This window comes from Polynucleobacter sp. IMCC30063 (genome assembly GCF_021395235.1).
Lineage (GTDB): Bacteria > Pseudomonadota > Gammaproteobacteria > Burkholderiales > Burkholderiaceae > Polynucleobacter.
Genome location: NZ_JAJVCQ010000002.1, coordinates 208124 through 225088, shown reverse-complemented (window position 1 = coordinate 225088; position 16965 = coordinate 208124). Strand labels below are relative to the sequence as shown.

The window sequence follows — 16965 nt, the reverse complement described above, 5'->3', positions numbered from 1 at the left end:
ATGATTCCTATTATCGGTTTAGAGCGTTTTTTTGATTTTGGCGTTAAAACATGTCGGATTTTCAGTTCCAGTATCGCCATCTACTTGGCAAACTTCGAACCCAAATTAATTGCTGGGCGGGACACTATCAACTCAATTTTCCTGCCCTATTCCTTTTCCTTGCCCTATCCTTGATCGCCATACCTCCTGCCATTGCAGCGGAAGCCATCTCCGATACGCCGATTGTTGATAGCTTAACGCCATTAGCCAATGATACCGAGCAATGGAGCATTCACGCGCAATCAACTTATATATCGCAATGGAAAAATAACTTTAATTCACCCTACTATGGTGAAAAAAGTATGCTGAATAAAACTGAGGGCGATATTGGTCGCAGCTACACCTTTTCTGCCACGGTATTTTTGGGGGCGCGCTTATGGGAAGGTGCGGAGGTGTATTACAACCCAGAAATGTTTGAGGGGCTGCCCTTTTCGAATTTTAGTGGACTGGGTGGTTTTACCAATGGGGAATTACAAAAAGGGACTTCAGTACCCCCTTCGTATTACACTGCGCGCGCATTTATACGCCAAACCTTTGGCCTAGGTGGCGGTAAGGAACATATTGAAGGGGTAGCCAATCAATTAGCTGGTAATGTTGATAAAAATCGATTGGTCTTTAGTTACGGTAAGTTTGCTGCTTTAGACTTTTTTGATGCCAATACTTATAGCCGTGATCCGCGTACCCAATTTTTAAACTATGCCATTATGTCCAGCGGTGCTTATAGCTTTGCAGCAGACACCAAAGGCTATACCTATGGCGTAGTTGCAGAGTGGTATCAGGGTGATTGGGTGACACGTGCAGCACGTTTTGCCATGCCAACCGAGCCTAATACCTTGCAGCTTGATTACAGCATGACGCAAGATTACGGCAATCAAATTGAAATTACCCGTGACCATACCATAGGGGACCAAGCAGGAAAAATTCGCGCTTTATGGTTTCAAACCCATGCTTATATGGCCAACTATCAAAATGCCATTAGCTTAGCTGCTAAAACCAATTCGGTCCCCTCAATCTATAACGCTCGGCAAGCCAATCAAACGGCATGGGGGTATGGCTTAAATGCAGAGCAAGCTTTGACCAAGGACATCGGCATTTTTGCGCGCTGGAGTTGGAATAATGGCCAAACTGAAACCCAAACATACGACATTAGCAAGTCATTATCTGGCGGTGTTTCTGTGAATGGTGCAATCTGGAACCGCAAAGAAGATACCTTTGGGTTAGCTTTTGCAGCCAATGGCATTTCTGCTTCTGAAATTAACTACTTACAACTAAAAGCCAGCACGATGTTTATCGGTGACGGTGCCTTGAAATATAAGCCCGAACAAATTATTGAAACTTACTATAGTTTGAATGTTTATAAAGGTGTCTACTTAACTGCCGACTATCAGCGCATTGCTAATCCAGCCTATAACGCTGCACGGGGCCCGGTCAATTTCTTTGGCCTACGCGCCCACCTTGAACTCTAAAGAAACTATTCATAACGCAAAGCTTGAATCGGTTGCATAGTGGCAGCTTTCTTGGCAGGATAGTAACCAAAAAATATACCAATCGCGGCAGAAAATCCAACTGCAAGCGCAATCGATGCAAACGATAGCTCGACTGGCCAACCGGCAAGCGAACCCACTAATAACGAAGCAATAGATCCTACTAACACCCCAATCACGCCACCAATAGTAGCTAAAGTCATCGCCTCAACTAAAAATTGCGCCAAGATATCTTTACTGCGCGCGCCAATTGCCATGCGTAAACCAATTTCTCGAGTCCGCTCGGTTACTGAGACCAGCATAATATTCATAATGCCAATGCCACCTACCATTAAGCTTACCGATGCCACTGCAGCCAATAAAAGCGACATCACTTTACTCGATGCCTCTTGCGCTTGTAATATCTCGGTCAAATTACGCACTGTAAAATCATTATCAGCAGTAGGCTGAAGACGGTGGCGTTGCCGCAATAATTCAGTAATATGTTCTTCGGCTAGTTTCATATTCTCACCAGCCCCAACCTTCACAATAATTGAGCCCACCCGTGAAATTCGCCCTAAGGCCTCACCAAAAATCCGCCTGCGCCCAGTAGATAATGGTACAAATACGCCATCATCTTGATCTTGACCTTGGCTACTTTGCCCTTTGCGCTCTGTAACACCAATCACTAAAAATGGAATGCCTTTAATGCGCACCATTTGATCAAGCGGATCAACCTCTTCGAATAATTCACGCGCAACCGTTTGCCCTAAAATCACCACTTTACTTGCACCTTGTAATTCGCCAGCATCAAAAAATCGACCTTTAGCTAAAGTCCACTCACGCGCATCAAAGTAATCATTTTTGACGCCATAGATAGTGGTACCCCAATTATTATTGCCAGTCACGATTTGTCCAGCGCCCCGTGAAGTTGGAGCGGCAATGGCAACCTCGGGTACCTCGCGCACAATCGCAATAGCGTCTTCTTCGGTTAAGCTTTGTGCATTACCTGCGCCTAGACGCACCCCCGATTGCAATAAGGTACCAGGAATTAATATCATTAAATTAGAGCCAAGACTGGATATTTGTTCTTTCACGCGAGCCTGAGCGCCGCTGCCTACGGCCACCATCGTAATCACCGCCGCCACACCAATGATGATGCCCAGCATCGTTAATATCGAGCGCAATTTATTAATTCGTAACGCTAATAAGGCAATCGATAAATTGGTTTTAAGATCTAGTTGCATTACGCTAGTTCACTTGAATATCAACGATTTGACCATCACGAAAAGTTATTTGTCTTTTGGCATAAGCAGCAACCTCTAAGGAATGGGTTACCACTATCACCGTCATACCTTGCTGATTTAGACGGGTCAATAATTCTAATACCTCAACTGAAGTTTTAGAATCTAAAGCGCCAGTAGGCTCATCGGCCAAGATTAAAAGGGGATCATTTACTAAGGCTCGCGCGATCGCAACACGTTGTTGTTGGCCACCCGATAACTCAGCGGGTGTATGGGTCAAACGCTTGCCCAGCCCCACTTGCTCTAAACGTACGCGAGCATGAGCGATGCGCGCTTGCTGATCTAAATGGGCTAGTGGGCCATTACGCGCATACAGTAAGGGCAGTGCCACATTATCGAGGGCCGAGGTTCGCGGTAACAAATTAAATTGTTGAAATACAAAACCAATTCTGCGGCTACGAATATCTGCTAAAGCATCCGTATCCATTACTTCGACATTCTCTCCAGCCAAATGATAAGAACCACTTGTTGCTTGATCAAGGCAGCCAATCAAATTCATAAAAGTAGATTTGCCAGACCCCGATGCGCCCACTATCGCCACAAAATCTTGCTCATCAATATCCAGTGATACATGATCTAAGGCGTGGACGATTTGATCGCCCATGCCATATGTTTTGCTTAAATTTTTAGTATGAATCAACACGTCATTTAATTGTGTTTTTAAAACATGCGTGGGCCAGCCGGCCGACTTGGGCTGCTACTGGCAGCGCCAGAAGATTTACTATCCGGCGACTGTATGCCAATAATCACTTCCTCACCTACTTTAAGGGGCGGTAATTTTGTGTCATCATCGGGCAAAATTTCGGTGAAATTACCATCGCTTAAGCCGGTCTTAATCATGCGCTGCACTGCCTTAGAACGAAGACCTTCAGATTCTAAGAGCCAAATACGGCGGATCGTCGGTACGCCGCGATTACCCGCACCGCCAGCGCCACCGCCGCCTTTACGAGAAGCGCTAACAGGTGGCCCCGCACTGGATGGTGATGTACTCAACTGTACTTCGCCAGCAGCCGGCATACGAAAACGCAAAGCCGCGTTAGGTACCTTTAAAACCTTTTCGCGTTTATCGATCACAATTTTTACGTTCGCTGTCATCCCCGGCAAGAGCTTGAAATCGGGATTATCGGCTGACAATATCACCGTATAAGTCACCACATTTTGAATGGTTGTTGGTGCTTTACGAATTTGTGTAATCTTAGACTTGAAGATACGGCCAGGAAATGCATCGACGGTAAAACTGGCATTCAGTCCCTCGCTTAAACGACCTACGTCGGCTTCATCTATTGCAGTATCGACTTGCATCTCAGCTAAATTTTTTGCAATAATAAAAATCTCAGGAGTTTGTAAACTAGCCGCCACGGTTTGCCCAACTTCCACGCTCCGCTTCACAACTACGCCATCGACAGGTGCTCGAATAACTGTATCGTCAAGTGATTTTTTTGCTGATCGTAAAGCCGCCTCAGTTGTTTTATAAGCCGCTTCGGTTTGCACTAGGGCTTGTGGGGAAATAAAACCCTGTTTAATTAACTTAAGGTTAAATTGATGATTTTTCTGTGCTAAGGTGTAATTAGCCAAGGCTTGATCATATTTAGCTTGAAAATCGCGTGGATCAATTAAAGCAATCACTTGCCCCTGCTTTACTGGCGAATTAAAATCGACTAATAATTCTTTTACCATACCAGTTACTTGTGATCCTACCGTAACTTGTTTTACTGGATTTAAAATACCACTGGCATTAATTGAAGCAACCAGAGGGCCCTCCTCAATTAAAGCAGTACGGAAATCGGGCGTATTTAAACCGAAAACCGAACGTACTAGAAACCACAAGAGCGTAATCACCATGCAGGTGATCAAGCCGATACTAAGCCAGCGCCAGCGACCCACGAAGCAGCGCTGCATGAAACGAGTTAGCATACCGCCAAACCAGCTTCTGCTCACTAGCTGCGTTACGCGCAAGAAAAAAGGCTTTATTCTTTTTAACATCTTTATTAATCAATTAAAAAAACCCACCAGATCACTCTGATGGGTTTATCAGGCTAAAGCGGCATAACCGCAAGCTAGTTTACTTCTTTGCAGGTGCTGCTGCTGGAGCTGCTGGAGGTGTAACAAAAGTAATGACTGTTTCATCAGCATACTCAACCATCACATCATCACCAACTTTAAATTTCTCAAGACCAAGTACAGCTTTGTCCACTTTTACTTTTTGCTTCTCACCGCTTGGCAGGGTGAAGGTGACAACGCGTGAAGCGGCATCAATTGCAGTAATTTTGACAGTTGCAAAAACGGTGTCGGTAATATCGGTAAATGGCTTAGCACCACCTTTACCGGCAATTTGTACAGAGCGAACGCCTGAAACGCCAGGTTTTGCATCTTTACCTGCTGCTGTTAAGCCTACGGCAACAGCTTCAGCATGCTCAACTACAAAAATATCGCCCTTTTTAACTTTGCCTAAGTTATTAACGTCTTTAGAAACGCGCATTCCTACCATATTGCCTTTGTCGTCTTTAAACATGACGGTGCGTGCTTTCATATCCACTGAATCAACCGTGGCAGTAATAACAACTACACCAGCTTCGATTGGCATCATGGCTGGTTTAGCTGGTTTAGCTGGTTGAGCAATTGCAGTTGCAGTAACGGTTGCAAGCATTGCTGCAAATAGTAATGATTTTTTCAAGATAACCCCTAAAAGAAATAAAAGAAAGTTAATGCCGCAAAACGTAAAGCGGGCAACTAGCCAGCTGGGAATACGCCATTAATCTGTCAGCATTCTAACCTGTTTCTATGGCTATTTAAGCTTAATTTATTGCAATGCAATAAATTCTCTAATAATCTAGCGCATGCGCCCTAAAGGGAATAAGCACAAACATAGGCGCTGGACCAGGCCCATTGGAAATTATGGCCCCCTAAATGCCCTGTCACATCAACGCATTCACCAATAAAGTAGAGGCCAGGATGATTCCGCGCCATCATGGTCTGGCCATTTAAAGCGTCGGTATTTACCCCGCCACGCATCACTTCAGCCTTATTCCAGCCTAAGGTACCAGCCGGCTTAACCCGCCATTGGGTGAGACTGGCTTTTAATGCCTGCTGCTCAATCTTGCCAACTTCAGCCCATTTCTTGCTCAATAAACCCGCTTGCTCAGCAAACATTTTTGCTAATCGCAGGGGCATCACACTCGCCAAAATATATTCAGTAGTTTTAAGACGGTTTACGTTGGCAGAAAAAATTTCATCAAATAATGTTGCGCCAGGCATACCCGCTTTATTACTCAGCCAATCAATTTCAATTAGCTCGCCCTCTTCCCAATAACTACTTGCCTGCAATACACCAGGGCCCGAAAGACCCTTATGGGTTAATAATAAATCCTCGTGAAATACGCTGGCTCCATACTGCTGTCCTTTTATCCCTGAGCGAATAGCTACTGGCAAGCTGATGCCTGCTAAAGAATCGAGTTGAGCAAATGCCTTTGCTGTAAACGACAGTGGCACTAATGCCGCACGTGGTGTAATCACGTCAATATTAAATTGCCTAGCAAGATCTAAAGCAAAACTGCTGGCACCTATTGCGGGAACGGGTAAGCCACCGGTAGCAAGAACTACTGCATGGGTGTTGTGGATGCCCTGTGCAGTCATTACTGCCCAGTGTGATGATGTCGAATCAATCGCACTAACGCTTACTGGATGCCGAATTTGTACTTGGCCTTTAGCGCATTCCTGAAAAAGTAAGTCTATTATTTCTTTGGCCGAGTTATTACAAAATAATTGTCCTGCATGTTTTTCGTGAAAACTAATCCCATAAGCTCTTACTAAATCAATAAATGCCCTAGCGGGATAACGCGCTAGAGCACTTTTCATAAAATGCGGATTAAGAGATAAAAATTGTTGTGGACTGGAATCGGTATTCGTAAAATTACAGCGTCCACCACCACTAATACGGATTTTTTCACCCAATACTTCAGCATGATCCAACACCAGAATTTTTTTACCACGTTGACCTGCTAGGCCAGCACAAAATAGTCCTGCAGCGCCACCGCCAATAATAATTGCGTCCCAGATTGCTGGTGTGCTCACTTATAAAATCTCGGCAACCTCGGCAAAGTCAAAACGCGGACCGCGCGGATATAAGAAATGAGATTACTCATTCGGAACCTAACATCAAATTATTAGCTTGACGTTTTTCAATAGAATTTTTCAACAAGGCAGCTACCCGATAAACTCCATGGGCAAATTTGCTATAGGGCATGGTGAGAAAAAATGCCATGACAAAGCCGAGATGTACTGCTAATAAAATTGCCATGGCCGCAGTCTCGCGATACGCTAACAATAGTAATCCAGAAATACTAATGAGCAACAATAGCAAAATAAAGCCGCGATCCATTGGCTTTTGTGATGCATCGCCATGTTGCTCTGCGCGGGTGAAATTTAAATACAACAAACCTAGCGGGCCGATGACTAAACCTACTCCGCCTACCGTTCCTAAGATAACCGGCAGACTCAAAATTGCATAGGGTGCCTGCCAGCCAAATACATAGTGGTATAGCGTGGCCACACTAGTGGCAGCAAAGCATAAACCAAAACCATAAAAGGTGTAATGATGAAAACGTTTACGCCATAAGGAAAAACCATCGTCCGCATTATTGCAGCCTTCGCCATGGCCACCGCCAAGGTACTTTAAGGTAAGGGCATCATGCGCCGCTTCTGCGCTTGCCACTAAGCTGGTCGAACCCATGCCACCAGGAGAAATATTCTGCCAGAAATCCCTTACCCCAATACCTAAAGCAAGCACGGCGAATAAGAAGGTGGCGCTAAATAGATAAGCTAGCGTGTTGTGCGAAAAGACAGCGTAAAAGTTTCCATTTACACTGGGGCTCATTAAACTACCATTTAATGCTAGCGTTAATATCAAGAAAAAAATGAGTGCAAGCGAGCTTGCCAGGACTAAAGTAATGCCGTTTTTACGATATAGGGCCCCAAGTGCTCGTGGCCAAGCATATTCAATATAAGTTTCCTTTCTCACTACGGCCATAGACTGCGGCACATTGACGCCAAACTCATGGGGTGGTGCATATTGGCAAGCATGTAAACAGGCGCCACAGTTATGGCATAAGTTGGCTAAATAATGAATATCACTCGGGCTAAATGTGAGGCGCCGCGTCATCGCTGGGAAGACTGCACAAAACCCCTCACAATAACGGCAGGCATTACAAATTTGTAGAATACGTGCAACCTCGCCCACTGCTGGATCGATTGCTATTTCGGCAGCATTTGCGCCTAAAGCTTGAGCTTCTGCCACTAATAAATTCAGTTGCCGCATCCGTCTACTAGTTCCTCAGGTGAAATACCAATTATCAAGTCCATATGATATCCACTATCATGAATTTTGACCGATGCAGACACGATTGGATAAAATGAAATTTCTTAGGCCTCTGGCTTGGCACTCAGCATTGCTGCAGCAAGTGCTGCGATTGTGCTGTTTTTGCGTAATCGGCTTTTTTTATACTGCCGCCATTAGTCAAACTAACCCTCCTACCAATATGCCACTTTCTCCTACCCTCATTCAAACCTTTGCACCCACGGGTAAATTACGGGTTGGCATCAATTTAGGCAACCCTGTTTTAGCCTCCCTAGAGCTTGGCACAGGGGCGCCAAAAGGCGTATCGGTTGATATTGCGAATGCTATTGGCAAACAAGCGGGCGTAGCAATTGATTTTCAGCTATTTAAAAGTGCTGGCGCTACTGTTGAAGCGATGAAAAATGGTAGCCTTGATCTCATTTTTGTCGCGATTGATCCAGTGCGCGGTGCTGATATTAGCTATACCCCTCCCTATATTCAAATCGAAGGGGCTTATTTAGTGAAGAGCAATTCCCCATTCCAAAAAAACGATGAGGTCGACCGTCCTGGAAATGAAATTGTGGTTGGCAAAGGCAGCGCCTACGATCTCTTTCTTACGCGTGAAATAAAACAAGCGAGCCTCATACGAGTAGCAAGCTCACCTGCAGTGGTCACAGAATTTATGAGTGGTAAAGGGAATGTTGCCGCCGGCGTGAAGCAGCAACTCGAGGTTGACGCGAAGCGCTATACCAATGTCCGTTTATTGCCAGGTCGCTTCATGGTCATCAATCAGGCCATTGGCACCCCAAAAGAACGCGCCAATAGCGCAGAAATTACGAGCTATTTAAGCGCCATCATTACTAATCTGAAATCATCGGGCTTTGTTGCTGAGGCTATGAAGCGCCATCAGATTGAAGGCGCTCGCGTAGCCGAGTAATCCTTGCACGATGAAGTCAGTTGCTAATTACTAAAAGCCTTGTGAACAACTATCGCGTAGATTACGTAGCAGAATTCGACTGGCTAGCCTTTGGGTTTTTTTTCTTAGCTTTCTTGTCAGCCTTTTTCTTGGCTTTTTTATCTTTCTTAGCTTGCTTGGCACTTTTTTCTGGCGCAGCAGCAGAAGGCGTGTTCGGGCTAGCCATTGGCGCGGCGCTTGGCGCGGGCGCTGCAGCAGGAGCAACCGGCGCTGCTGGCGCAGCGGCCTGAGCAAAGACAGTTGCTGAAGGCATAGCTACTGCAGCTGCGATAAAGCCTGAAAGCACTACTTGGGATATACGTTGAACCATTTAAATCTCCTCATCAAATACAATTCGTAGAATCATCATACTCTTTGAAAGAATCGTCATGGCACAGTTTCCCTCCGATATTTATACCGAGCCTAGCGACGTTAGTGTAGATACGCTGAAAAACCTCGGCCCGCTTACCCGCCTTGCTGGAATATGGGAGGGCACTAAGGGGCTGGATGTAAAACCCAAAGCAGCGGGCCCTAAGCAACAAGCCTATGTAGAGCATATCGAACTACAGCCTATCGACCCTCAAACCAATGGCCCCCAACTGCTATATGGTTTGCGTTATCACACCTTTATTACCAAGCCCGACAATATCAAGATGTATCACGATCAAGTTGGGTACTGGTTGTGGGATCCCAAAACCCAGTTAGTGATGCAAACCTTGACAATCCCGCGCGGTCAAATTGCCATGGCCTCGAATACCGTAGACCCTCAGGTAGATCAATTTAAATTAAGCGCCTATCAAAATGATCCTACTTCAGGTATTTCGTCTAATCCGTTTCTTGAATATGCCTTTAGAACCACTGAGTACCATATTGAAGTTAGTTTTAATGCTGATGGCACGTGGTCATATCAACTCGATACCATTCTCATAATTAAAGGTCAAACTGAACCATTTCACCATACCGATGTTAATACCTTGCATAAAATTGGTGAGCCCACCCCCAATGGTTTAGCAGCGCATTTATATTCTCCTCAAGCGGCTTAAAGCTGCTGCGTTTAACCATTAAATCTTGAAAGGTTTTACTATGAAAATGTGGCAATGTATCGTTTGTGGCTTTATTTATGATGAAGCCTTAGGCTTGCCCGAAGATGGGCTTCCCCCTGGTACTGTTTGGGCTGATGTACCCGATAGCTGGGCATGCCCCGATTGTGGCGTGGCAAAATCCGATTTTGAAATGGTCCAAATTGGTTAAGCTTGAGGCACCGATAGTCATCATTGGAAGTGGTTTAGCGGGTTACACCGTCATTCGGGAAATTCGCAAATTAAATCAAGAAATACCCGTCACCCTAATTACCCGTGAGCCGGCTTACTTTTATTCGAAGCCGATGCTCTCGACTGCTATTGCCGGGAGAAAAGAGCCCATGCAATTAATTACTGGCTCACGCGAGGACATGGCAGCGCAATTAGGCATCACTATTTTGGCGCAAACTGAAGTCACCGCAATCGACATCAAAAACCAAATTATTACCAGTGCTCAGGGCAATATTAGCTACACAAAATTAGTTTTAGCTTTAGGTGCCGATCAAATTCGTTTGCCCTTGCAGGGTGATGCTGCAGATCAAGTTATCTCAGTGAATGACTTAGAAGAATACCGCTCTTTCCGTGAGCGCATTACCAATAAAAAACGCATTGCAATTTTAGGCGCGGGTTTAATTGGTACTGAATTTGCTAATGATTTAATTGCTGGAGGATACACCGTAGATGTAATTGATTTAGCTAACCAACCGCTGGGGCGCCTGCTACCGCCCAGTGCTGCTGCCGAGCTAAAAAGAGAGCTAGCCAATGCTGGCGTAAGCTGGCATTTTGAAACAACGATTGAAACCATTACCCATCATCAAGATGCCCTGCTGATTCAACTAAAAAATGGGGTTCAACTAGTGAGTGATGTAGTGCTATCGGCGGTTGGTTTGCGGCCCCGTACGACTTTGGCAAAGTTAGCTGGCCTCAACACTAACCAGGGCATTCGGGTTAATCGTCGGCTCGAAACCTCTGCACCTCAAGTTTATGCGCTGGGTGATTGCGCCGAAGTTGATGGTTTAGTTCTGCCGTATGTCATGCCTCTCATGCAAGCTGCACGGGCCTTAGCCCCAAACTTACTCGGCGAAGAGGTAACCGTGCTATACCCCGCAATGCCAGTGATGGTAAAAACACCGGCTATGCCAATCGTGGTCTCTCCACCTGCTAAAGATGCGGTGGGTATGTGGGAATCAACTGCTCAAGAAGGTGGTATGAAGGCGTGCTTTAAAAGTGCCACTGGTAAGCTACTGGGCTTTGCCTTAGTTGGTACAGCAACTACCGAGCGTGCCGCCTTAGCTAAATTACTCCCACCCGTTTTAATTTAGTGAGCCAAGCAATAAAAAACCCACCGACAGATTGCTGCGGTGGGTTTTTTAGCAATTAAATCTTTAAAGACTTAAAACTTAGGAAATGATGGCGATAAACCAACCTTGGTTATGTGACTGCGCACTCATCAAAAATAACATTGGAATTGATAGTACGGTATTAATACGTGAAGTTAACATCGCAACGCGTGCCGATTTTGCCTTGACATCAGGTTCAACGGTCACAATGCCCAGTGCCCGTTTTTGATTGGGCCAAATGATGAACCAAACATTAAAGGCCATAATTAAGGCAATCCACATACCTAAACCAATTGCACGGAAAGCAGGTTGCAAGGTAAATGCTTGATGAGCGTAACCACTAATCAACGCGACTAATAAGCCTGTTACCACCGTTGCTAAAGCAGCCCAGCGAAACCAAAATAAAGCGACTGGGGCAATGACTTTGCTAATTGCGGGCTTTTGCTCATCCGGAATTTTGGGCATCGACGGAATTTGGACAAAATTAAAGTACCACAGCAAGCCAATCCACATGACCCCTGAAGTGACATGCAACCATCGAAAAGTAAACAAGGTCCAGCTATTACCAGCAAAGCCGCCTAATGCAAAAATGATAATCAGCAAAAGGATGAAGCCGGCTAATACCGTACGCCCTAATGAAGTCAGAATTGAAGCCATCTAAAATTCTCCTGTTTATAAACAATCGGTTTGATTCGAAGTAACTATAAACGATTCAGAGAATATCTTCCGCGGCACGAAAACTACAGAAATCCGCTATTCTTAATTAAAATAGATACTTAGACCTTTCTAACCTTCATTGTTCCTCTTGAAAATGACTCCTAAACGCCTGTTTATCCAGGAAGTTGTGACGCGTGATGGCTTTCAAGCTGAGTCTCAGTTTGTGCCAACGGCTGAAAAAATCCAGCTTATTAATCGCCTCAGTAATGCCGGTTACGCGAAAATTGAAGTGACCTCATTTACTAGCCCCAAAGCGATTCCGATGTTGGCAGATGCCGAACAAGTGATGCAAGGCATCAAACGTAATCCAGGAATTGAGTACACCGCCCTCATTCCAAATTTAAAAGGCGCCCAAAGAGCTGGGGCCGTTCATGTTGATGAGTTTAATTTAGTAATGTCCGCAAGCGAAGCGCATAACCAAGCCAATTTGCGCATGAGCCGTAGCGATTCGGCTGCAGCCCTACATGCGGTCATTGCATTTGCTAATCAAGCAGGTATTGCGAGTAACGTTTCTTTATCCACAAGCTTTGGTTGCCCTATTGCTGGCGCAATCAGCCTTAAAGACCTGATGCATTGGGTAGATTACTTCGCTAACTTAGGGGTACGCGGCCTAACGATATGCGATACCACTGGGATGGCGAATCCGGCGCAAGTCAAAGCCGTTTGCTACGCGGTCCAAGATAAATATCCGCATATCCAGTGGACCTTACACTTTCACAATACCCGCGGCATGGGGCTGGCTAATGCCCTGGCTGCAGTAGAGGCCGGCATTGTGCGCTTTGATTCCTCCCTCGGTGGCTTGGGCGGTTGTCCTTACGCACCAGGTGCAACTGGCAATATTTGCACCGAAGAATTAGTGCATATGTTTGATTTAATGGGCTACGATACCAATATGAATTTAGATCTTCTGTTGGAATGCTCGAATGATTTGCAAACCTTGATTGGACGAAAACTGCCTAGCCAATTACTGATGGCAGGGAAAGTGGATCGACTTCATTCGGCGCCTCAGCAACCGTAGTTTTATTGCGCTACCCATCCGCCATCCATATTCCAAGCGGCACCCCTCACTTCAGAAGCATCTGGTCCACAGAGAAAGATAGCTAGCGCACCCAGCTGCTCTGGCTTGACAAACTCTCCTGAAGGCTGCTTCTCCGAAACCAAGGCAATTTTGGCGGCTTCATTTGAAATATGTTCACGTTCAGCGCGCGCATCAACCTGCTTTTGTACCAAGGGTGTGAGCACCCAGCCCGGGCAAATTGCATTACAAGTAATGCCAGTGCGCGCATTTTCTAAGGCAGTTACTTTTGTTAGGCCAATGATTCCATGCTTAGCAGCAACATAAGCTGACTTTTCTGCTGAGCCTACTAAGCCGTGGACTGAAGCAATATTAATAATCCGACCCCAGTTGCGTTTTTTCATTGCCGGTAAAGCATAGTGGCTCGCATAAAACGCTGAACTAAGGTTGATCGCAATCACCGCTTCCCACTTTTCCACCGGAAAATCTTCAATTTTATCGACATGCTGGATGCCAGCATTATTGACTAAGATATCAAGCGCACCAAAACGTTTCTCAACTGTCAGAATCAAGTCTTCGATTTCTTTAGGCTTACTCATATCAGCACCGTGATAATCTACATCTACTCCATGAGCCTTAACCTCGGCAAGCGCAGCTTCTTTTTCACCAAAACCATTCATCATGACGTGAACGCCTTGCTGTGCCAAGGCTTTCGCAATAGCTAATCCAATGCCACTAGTTGAGCCAGTTACTAAAGCAATTTTTCCGCTTAAAAAAGACATCATTATTCTCGCAATTAAATATAAAGATAAGCAATGGTACAGGACTTAAAAAACTTATATTTTTCCTAATGCATGCAGAATTTTTTCCGAGGTAATGGGCTGCTCAAATACCTTAACTTTAAATGGCATTAAGGCATCATTAATGGCATTCATCACTGCCGCGGGCGCGCCAGCAGTGCCCGCTTCACCCGCACCTTTAGCGCCTAATTGAGAAGAGGCAGTCGGGGTTTGGACATGTGCCACTTCAATATCGGGCATTTCATTGGCCATCGGGACTAAATAATCAGCCATATTGCCATTACGCAACAAGCCACTGTCATCATAAAGACACTCCTCATAGAGTGCGCCGCCAATTCCTTGCACAATAGCCCCGCGCACTTGCTCATCAACTAACATTGGATTTAATACTCGACCACAATCTTCAACTGCCCAATGCTTTAGTAAAGTAACAAATCCAGTATCGAGATCTACTTCAACGTAAGAAGCTTGTACACCATTCGTAAAAATAAAGGGATAATCACGTTGCGCATAATGACGAGTCACCATGAGGTCCACTTTAAAATCATTTGGTAAGGTATCGGTTCGGAAGTAACCAATACGCCCTATTTCTGAAAACGGCAGCACTGCTTGGCCAGTGGCTTTATCAATTATTTGACTACGCCGCACCAGCAATTCGGCGGTATCGCGCTGCAAAATAGCACCGGCTAATCGTAAAATATTTTCTTGCAAAGCCTGAGCTGCTAACAATACTGCTTCACCACCAATACCCGCACCGCGAGATGCCCAAGTGCCACCCCCATAGGGTGTGACGGCAGTGTCACCAGTAATAATCCGCACATCAGCAATCGGTACTCCCACGGCATCAGCGGCAATTTGGGCATAAATACCTTCGGTGCCCTGCCCCTGTTCACCAACACCTACCATGATGCTCACCACACCCGAAGGGTCGAGTCTAGCTGTGGCACCATCTTGCGACGCAATGCGGGCACCACCAACCCCATAAAATGCGGCGCTCGGGTTCGTTAATTCAATTAAGGCGGCAAAACCAATGCCGCGATAAATTCCTTTTTTTCGGAGTGTGGCCTGCTCTTGGCGTAATTCTGTGTAATTCATCATTTTTTCAATGGTGCGCAAACACTGTTCATGCGAGAGAATTTCGAATTTAATTCCCGAGGCCCCCGAGCATGGATAGGCATCATCGGGAATCACATTACGCTGGCGAAAAACCAACGGATCCATCTGTAATTTTTCAGCCGCTAAATCAACCAAAGCTTCAGTGACAGCGCAAGCGATGGGATGACCAACGCCACGGTATTGACACGTGGGGGTTTTGTTTTGAAATACGACACTCAGTTGCGCCCGATAGTGTTGATGCTTATAGGGGCCGCCCACTAAATTCACTACTTGATTGCCCTCAATTGCACTGGTTCTAGGAAACATTGAATAGGGGCCAATGGCCGTTAAGTCGTCAATTTCGAAAGCCAAAATATCGCCCTGCTTAGTAGCAGCAATGCGACCTTTAACTTGATGTTCACGGGCATGAATATCACTGGTAAACGATTCTAAGCGATCAGCCACAAACTTAATCGGGCGCCCTAATAAAATAGCTAAGCCAACTGTTGCGAAATCATCGGGATAAGCGTGGACTTTAATCCCAAATGAACCACCAACATCTTTACAAATGACATGTACATCGGATTCAGCCAAACCAAATTGACGACAATATAAATCTTGCATCATATGCGGCGCTTGTTGCGAGTGATAAACCGTTAAGCGGTGATCGCCTGGGTTGTAATCGGCAATTTGACAACGAGGCTCAAGGGTTACACCAGTGTGGCGACCAAAACCAAAGGTAGCTTCAGCAATGACATCTGCAGCGGCAAATTGTGCGTCGACCTCACCCACATTTAAACTGCGGGTAAAACACAAGTTATCGCCTAGCTCAGGATGAATCAAGGGTGTTGCAGGATCTAAAGCTGTCAACATCGAGACCACAGCGGGTAACTCCTCCCACTCCACCTCAATCAGTTGTAAAGCATCTTCGGCTTGCGCACGAGACTCTGCGACCACTGCTACTACGGGCTCGCCTTGCCAGCATGCGCGCTCAATCGCTAAAGCATGTTGTGGGGCCGACTTCATCCCTGCTAAATGACTTAAAGTGGCCACCCAAGGTTTGCAAATGGTCGCCATTTGCACGCCATCAACGACAGCTAAAACGCCAGGCAGATTGCGTGCTGCGGCAGAATGGATTTGAATAATGCGCATATGTGCTACTGGTGAACGCCAATACACCACATGACCCATGCGCGGAAACTGTAGATCATCAACATAGGTGCCTTGGCCTTCTAATAAGCGTTTGGCACTATGGCGTGGTTCACTCTCGCCAATGTAGCGTTGGTCGGCAGTAACAGGATCGAGTACTAATCCCGCCAGATCATTCGGTTTGTTCACGCTGCGCCTCCAGTATATCCATAATGGCATCCACAATCGAATGGTAGCCAGTACAACGACAGTAATTACCAGAAATCCATTCGCGCACTTCGGCGCGGGTTGCTTGTGGTTGCTGTTCAATCAATTCCGCTGCCGCCAGCAACATGCCAGACGAGCAAAACCCGCATTGCATGGCATTGCGCCGCATAAAAGCGTCTTGTAGTTCAGTTAATGCGCCTTGTGCAGTTAAGCCCTCTACGGTATCCACCACTTTGCCATTGGCTTGCACTGCTAAATACAAGCAACCACGCACAATTTGGCCGTTGACCCGAACCGTACATGCGCCACAGGCACCTTGCTCGCAACCCAAATGGGGGCCCTTTAAGCCCAAATCTTCCCTTAAGAAATCAACCAAATGACGGCGTGGTTCAATTTCAGCCTGGACCCTATTTCCATTCACTATCATTTCAATCGGAATTTTTGGATTCATTCTTCTTTTCCTTAATTAG

Annotated in this window: 17 protein-coding genes; 6 read left to right on the top strand and 11 right to left on the bottom strand. The window is 45.8% G+C overall.

Annotated elements, in window-relative coordinates; genetic code table 11:
- The first annotated feature begins 50 nt into the window (after nt 1–50).
- The gene (locus tag LZG75_RS05770) at nt 51–1505 is read left to right on the top strand and encodes a carbohydrate porin (RefSeq protein ID WP_233936103.1); all 1455 of its coding nucleotides are present in this window, start codon (nt 51–53) and stop codon (nt 1503–1505) included.
- Between the two features lie 5 nt (nt 1506–1510).
- Here LZG75_RS05770 and LZG75_RS05765 read toward each other — a convergent pair whose 3' ends face one another.
- The 6 genes from LZG75_RS05765 to tcuB all read right to left on the bottom strand — a co-directional run bounded on the left by LZG75_RS05765 (nt 1511) and on the right by tcuB (nt 8120).
- Complete coding sequence (locus tag LZG75_RS05765) at nt 1511–2749, bottom strand: ABC transporter permease (RefSeq protein WP_233923925.1); 1239 nt, start codon at nt 2747–2749, stop codon at nt 1511–1513.
- 4 nt (nt 2750–2753) lie between these two features.
- On the bottom strand, nt 2754–3446 hold the full coding sequence (locus tag LZG75_RS05760; protein ID WP_233923924.1) for an ABC transporter ATP-binding protein: 693 nt from the start codon (nt 3444–3446) through the stop codon (nt 2754–2756).
- 20 nt (nt 3447–3466) lie between these two features.
- Nucleotides 3467–4789, bottom strand: a complete 1323-nt coding sequence (locus LZG75_RS05755) for an efflux RND transporter periplasmic adaptor subunit (protein WP_233936100.1) — start codon at nt 4787–4789, stop codon at nt 3467–3469.
- A gap of 79 nt (nt 4790–4868) precedes the next feature.
- Complete coding sequence (locus LZG75_RS05750; protein ID WP_233923922.1) at nt 4869–5480, bottom strand: hypothetical protein; 612 nt, start codon at nt 5478–5480, stop codon at nt 4869–4871.
- A gap of 170 nt (nt 5481–5650) precedes the next feature.
- Nucleotides 5651–6877, bottom strand: a complete 1227-nt coding sequence (locus tag LZG75_RS05745; RefSeq protein ID WP_233936098.1) for an aminoacetone oxidase family FAD-binding enzyme — start codon at nt 6875–6877, stop codon at nt 5651–5653.
- Nucleotides 6878–6944: 67 nt separating this feature from the next.
- Nucleotides 6945–8120, bottom strand: coding sequence for a tricarballylate utilization 4Fe-4S protein TcuB (gene tcuB, locus LZG75_RS05740; protein WP_233936096.1), 1176 nt, complete (start codon nt 8118–8120; stop codon nt 6945–6947).
- A gap of 220 nt (nt 8121–8340) precedes the next feature.
- Between tcuB and LZG75_RS05735 the strand changes: the two genes are divergently transcribed.
- Nucleotides 8341–9075 carry an ABC transporter substrate-binding protein gene (locus tag LZG75_RS05735; protein WP_233936094.1) on the top strand — a complete coding sequence of 245 codons (735 nt, stop codon included), beginning with the start codon at nt 8341–8343 and terminating at the stop codon, nt 9073–9075.
- 61 nt (nt 9076–9136) lie between these two features.
- Here the strand turns inward: LZG75_RS05735 and LZG75_RS05730 are convergent, their stop codons facing one another.
- Nucleotides 9137–9424 carry a hypothetical protein gene (locus LZG75_RS05730; RefSeq protein WP_233936092.1) on the bottom strand — a complete coding sequence of 96 codons (288 nt, stop codon included), beginning with the start codon at nt 9422–9424 and terminating at the stop codon, nt 9137–9139.
- 58 nt (nt 9425–9482) lie between these two features.
- On the opposite strand from LZG75_RS05730, the gene LZG75_RS05725 reads away from it, so the two are divergent.
- Genes LZG75_RS05725 through LZG75_RS05715 form a run of 3 tightly spaced genes read left to right on the top strand, consistent with a single transcriptional unit; the run spans nt 9483 to nt 11494 of the window.
- Complete coding sequence (locus LZG75_RS05725; RefSeq protein WP_233923917.1) at nt 9483–10136, top strand: FABP family protein; 654 nt, start codon at nt 9483–9485, stop codon at nt 10134–10136.
- Between the two features lie 40 nt (nt 10137–10176).
- On the top strand, nt 10177–10344 hold the full coding sequence (locus LZG75_RS05720; RefSeq protein ID WP_233923916.1) for a rubredoxin: 168 nt from the start codon (nt 10177–10179) through the stop codon (nt 10342–10344).
- The gene (locus LZG75_RS05715) at nt 10322–11494 is read left to right on the top strand and encodes an NAD(P)/FAD-dependent oxidoreductase (protein ID WP_233936089.1); all 1173 of its coding nucleotides are present in this window, start codon (nt 10322–10324) and stop codon (nt 11492–11494) included. Before LZG75_RS05720 ends, LZG75_RS05715 begins: the two co-directional genes overlap by 23 nt.
- 78 nt (nt 11495–11572) lie before the next feature.
- Here LZG75_RS05715 and LZG75_RS05710 read toward each other — a convergent pair whose 3' ends face one another.
- A complete protein-coding gene (locus tag LZG75_RS05710; RefSeq protein ID WP_233923914.1) occupies nt 11573–12169 on the bottom strand; it encodes a urate hydroxylase PuuD in 597 nt (198 codons plus the stop codon).
- A gap of 154 nt (nt 12170–12323) precedes the next feature.
- On the opposite strand from LZG75_RS05710, the gene LZG75_RS05705 reads away from it, so the two are divergent.
- The gene (locus LZG75_RS05705; protein WP_233924083.1) at nt 12324–13247 is read left to right on the top strand and encodes a hydroxymethylglutaryl-CoA lyase; all 924 of its coding nucleotides are present in this window, start codon (nt 12324–12326) and stop codon (nt 13245–13247) included.
- Between the two features lie 2 nt (nt 13248–13249).
- Here the strand turns inward: LZG75_RS05705 and LZG75_RS05700 are convergent, their stop codons facing one another.
- The 3 genes from LZG75_RS05700 to LZG75_RS05690 are packed head-to-tail and all read right to left on the bottom strand — an operon-like array spanning nt 13250 to nt 16946.
- Nucleotides 13250–14026 carry a 3-hydroxybutyrate dehydrogenase gene (locus tag LZG75_RS05700; RefSeq protein ID WP_233923913.1) on the bottom strand — a complete coding sequence of 259 codons (777 nt, stop codon included), beginning with the start codon at nt 14024–14026 and terminating at the stop codon, nt 13250–13252.
- A 54-nt stretch (nt 14027–14080) separates the two neighbouring features.
- On the bottom strand, nt 14081–16477 hold the full coding sequence (locus tag LZG75_RS05695) for a xanthine dehydrogenase family protein molybdopterin-binding subunit (RefSeq protein WP_233936087.1): 2397 nt from the start codon (nt 16475–16477) through the stop codon (nt 14081–14083).
- Nucleotides 16461–16946, bottom strand: a complete 486-nt coding sequence (locus tag LZG75_RS05690) for a (2Fe-2S)-binding protein (protein WP_233936085.1) — start codon at nt 16944–16946, stop codon at nt 16461–16463. The genes LZG75_RS05695 and LZG75_RS05690 overlap by 17 nt, the downstream gene beginning before the upstream one ends.
- Nucleotides 16947–16965 lie beyond the last annotated feature (19 nt).

Bases quoted from the DNA above. Each gene is read 5' to 3' on its own strand.
- LZG75_RS05770 (WP_233936103.1), top strand. From the start codon at position 51: ATGTCGGATTTTCAGTTCCAGTATCGCCATCTACTTGGCAAACTTCGA.
- LZG75_RS05765 (WP_233923925.1), bottom strand. From the start codon at position 2,749: ATGCAACTAGATCTTAAAACCAATTTATCGATTGCCTTATTAGCGTTA.
- LZG75_RS05755 (WP_233936100.1), bottom strand. From the start codon at position 4,789: ATGTTAAAAAGAATAAAGCCTTTTTTCTTGCGCGTAACGCAGCTAGTG.
- tcuB (WP_233936096.1), bottom strand. From the start codon at position 8,120: ATGCGGCAACTGAATTTATTAGTGGCAGAAGCTCAAGCTTTAGGCGCA.
- LZG75_RS05735 (WP_233936094.1), top strand. From the start codon at position 8,341: ATGCCACTTTCTCCTACCCTCATTCAAACCTTTGCACCCACGGGTAAA.
- LZG75_RS05730 (WP_233936092.1), bottom strand. From the start codon at position 9,424: ATGGTTCAACGTATATCCCAAGTAGTGCTTTCAGGCTTTATCGCAGCT.
- LZG75_RS05725 (WP_233923917.1), top strand. From the start codon at position 9,483: ATGGCACAGTTTCCCTCCGATATTTATACCGAGCCTAGCGACGTTAGT.
- LZG75_RS05720 (WP_233923916.1), top strand. From the start codon at position 10,177: ATGAAAATGTGGCAATGTATCGTTTGTGGCTTTATTTATGATGAAGCC.
- LZG75_RS05710 (WP_233923914.1), bottom strand. From the start codon at position 12,169: ATGGCTTCAATTCTGACTTCATTAGGGCGTACGGTATTAGCCGGCTTC.
- LZG75_RS05705 (WP_233924083.1), top strand. From the start codon at position 12,324: ATGACTCCTAAACGCCTGTTTATCCAGGAAGTTGTGACGCGTGATGGC.
- LZG75_RS05700 (WP_233923913.1), bottom strand. From the start codon at position 14,026: ATGTCTTTTTTAAGCGGAAAAATTGCTTTAGTAACTGGCTCAACTAGT.
- LZG75_RS05690 (WP_233936085.1), bottom strand. From the start codon at position 16,946: ATGAATCCAAAAATTCCGATTGAAATGATAGTGAATGGAAATAGGGTC.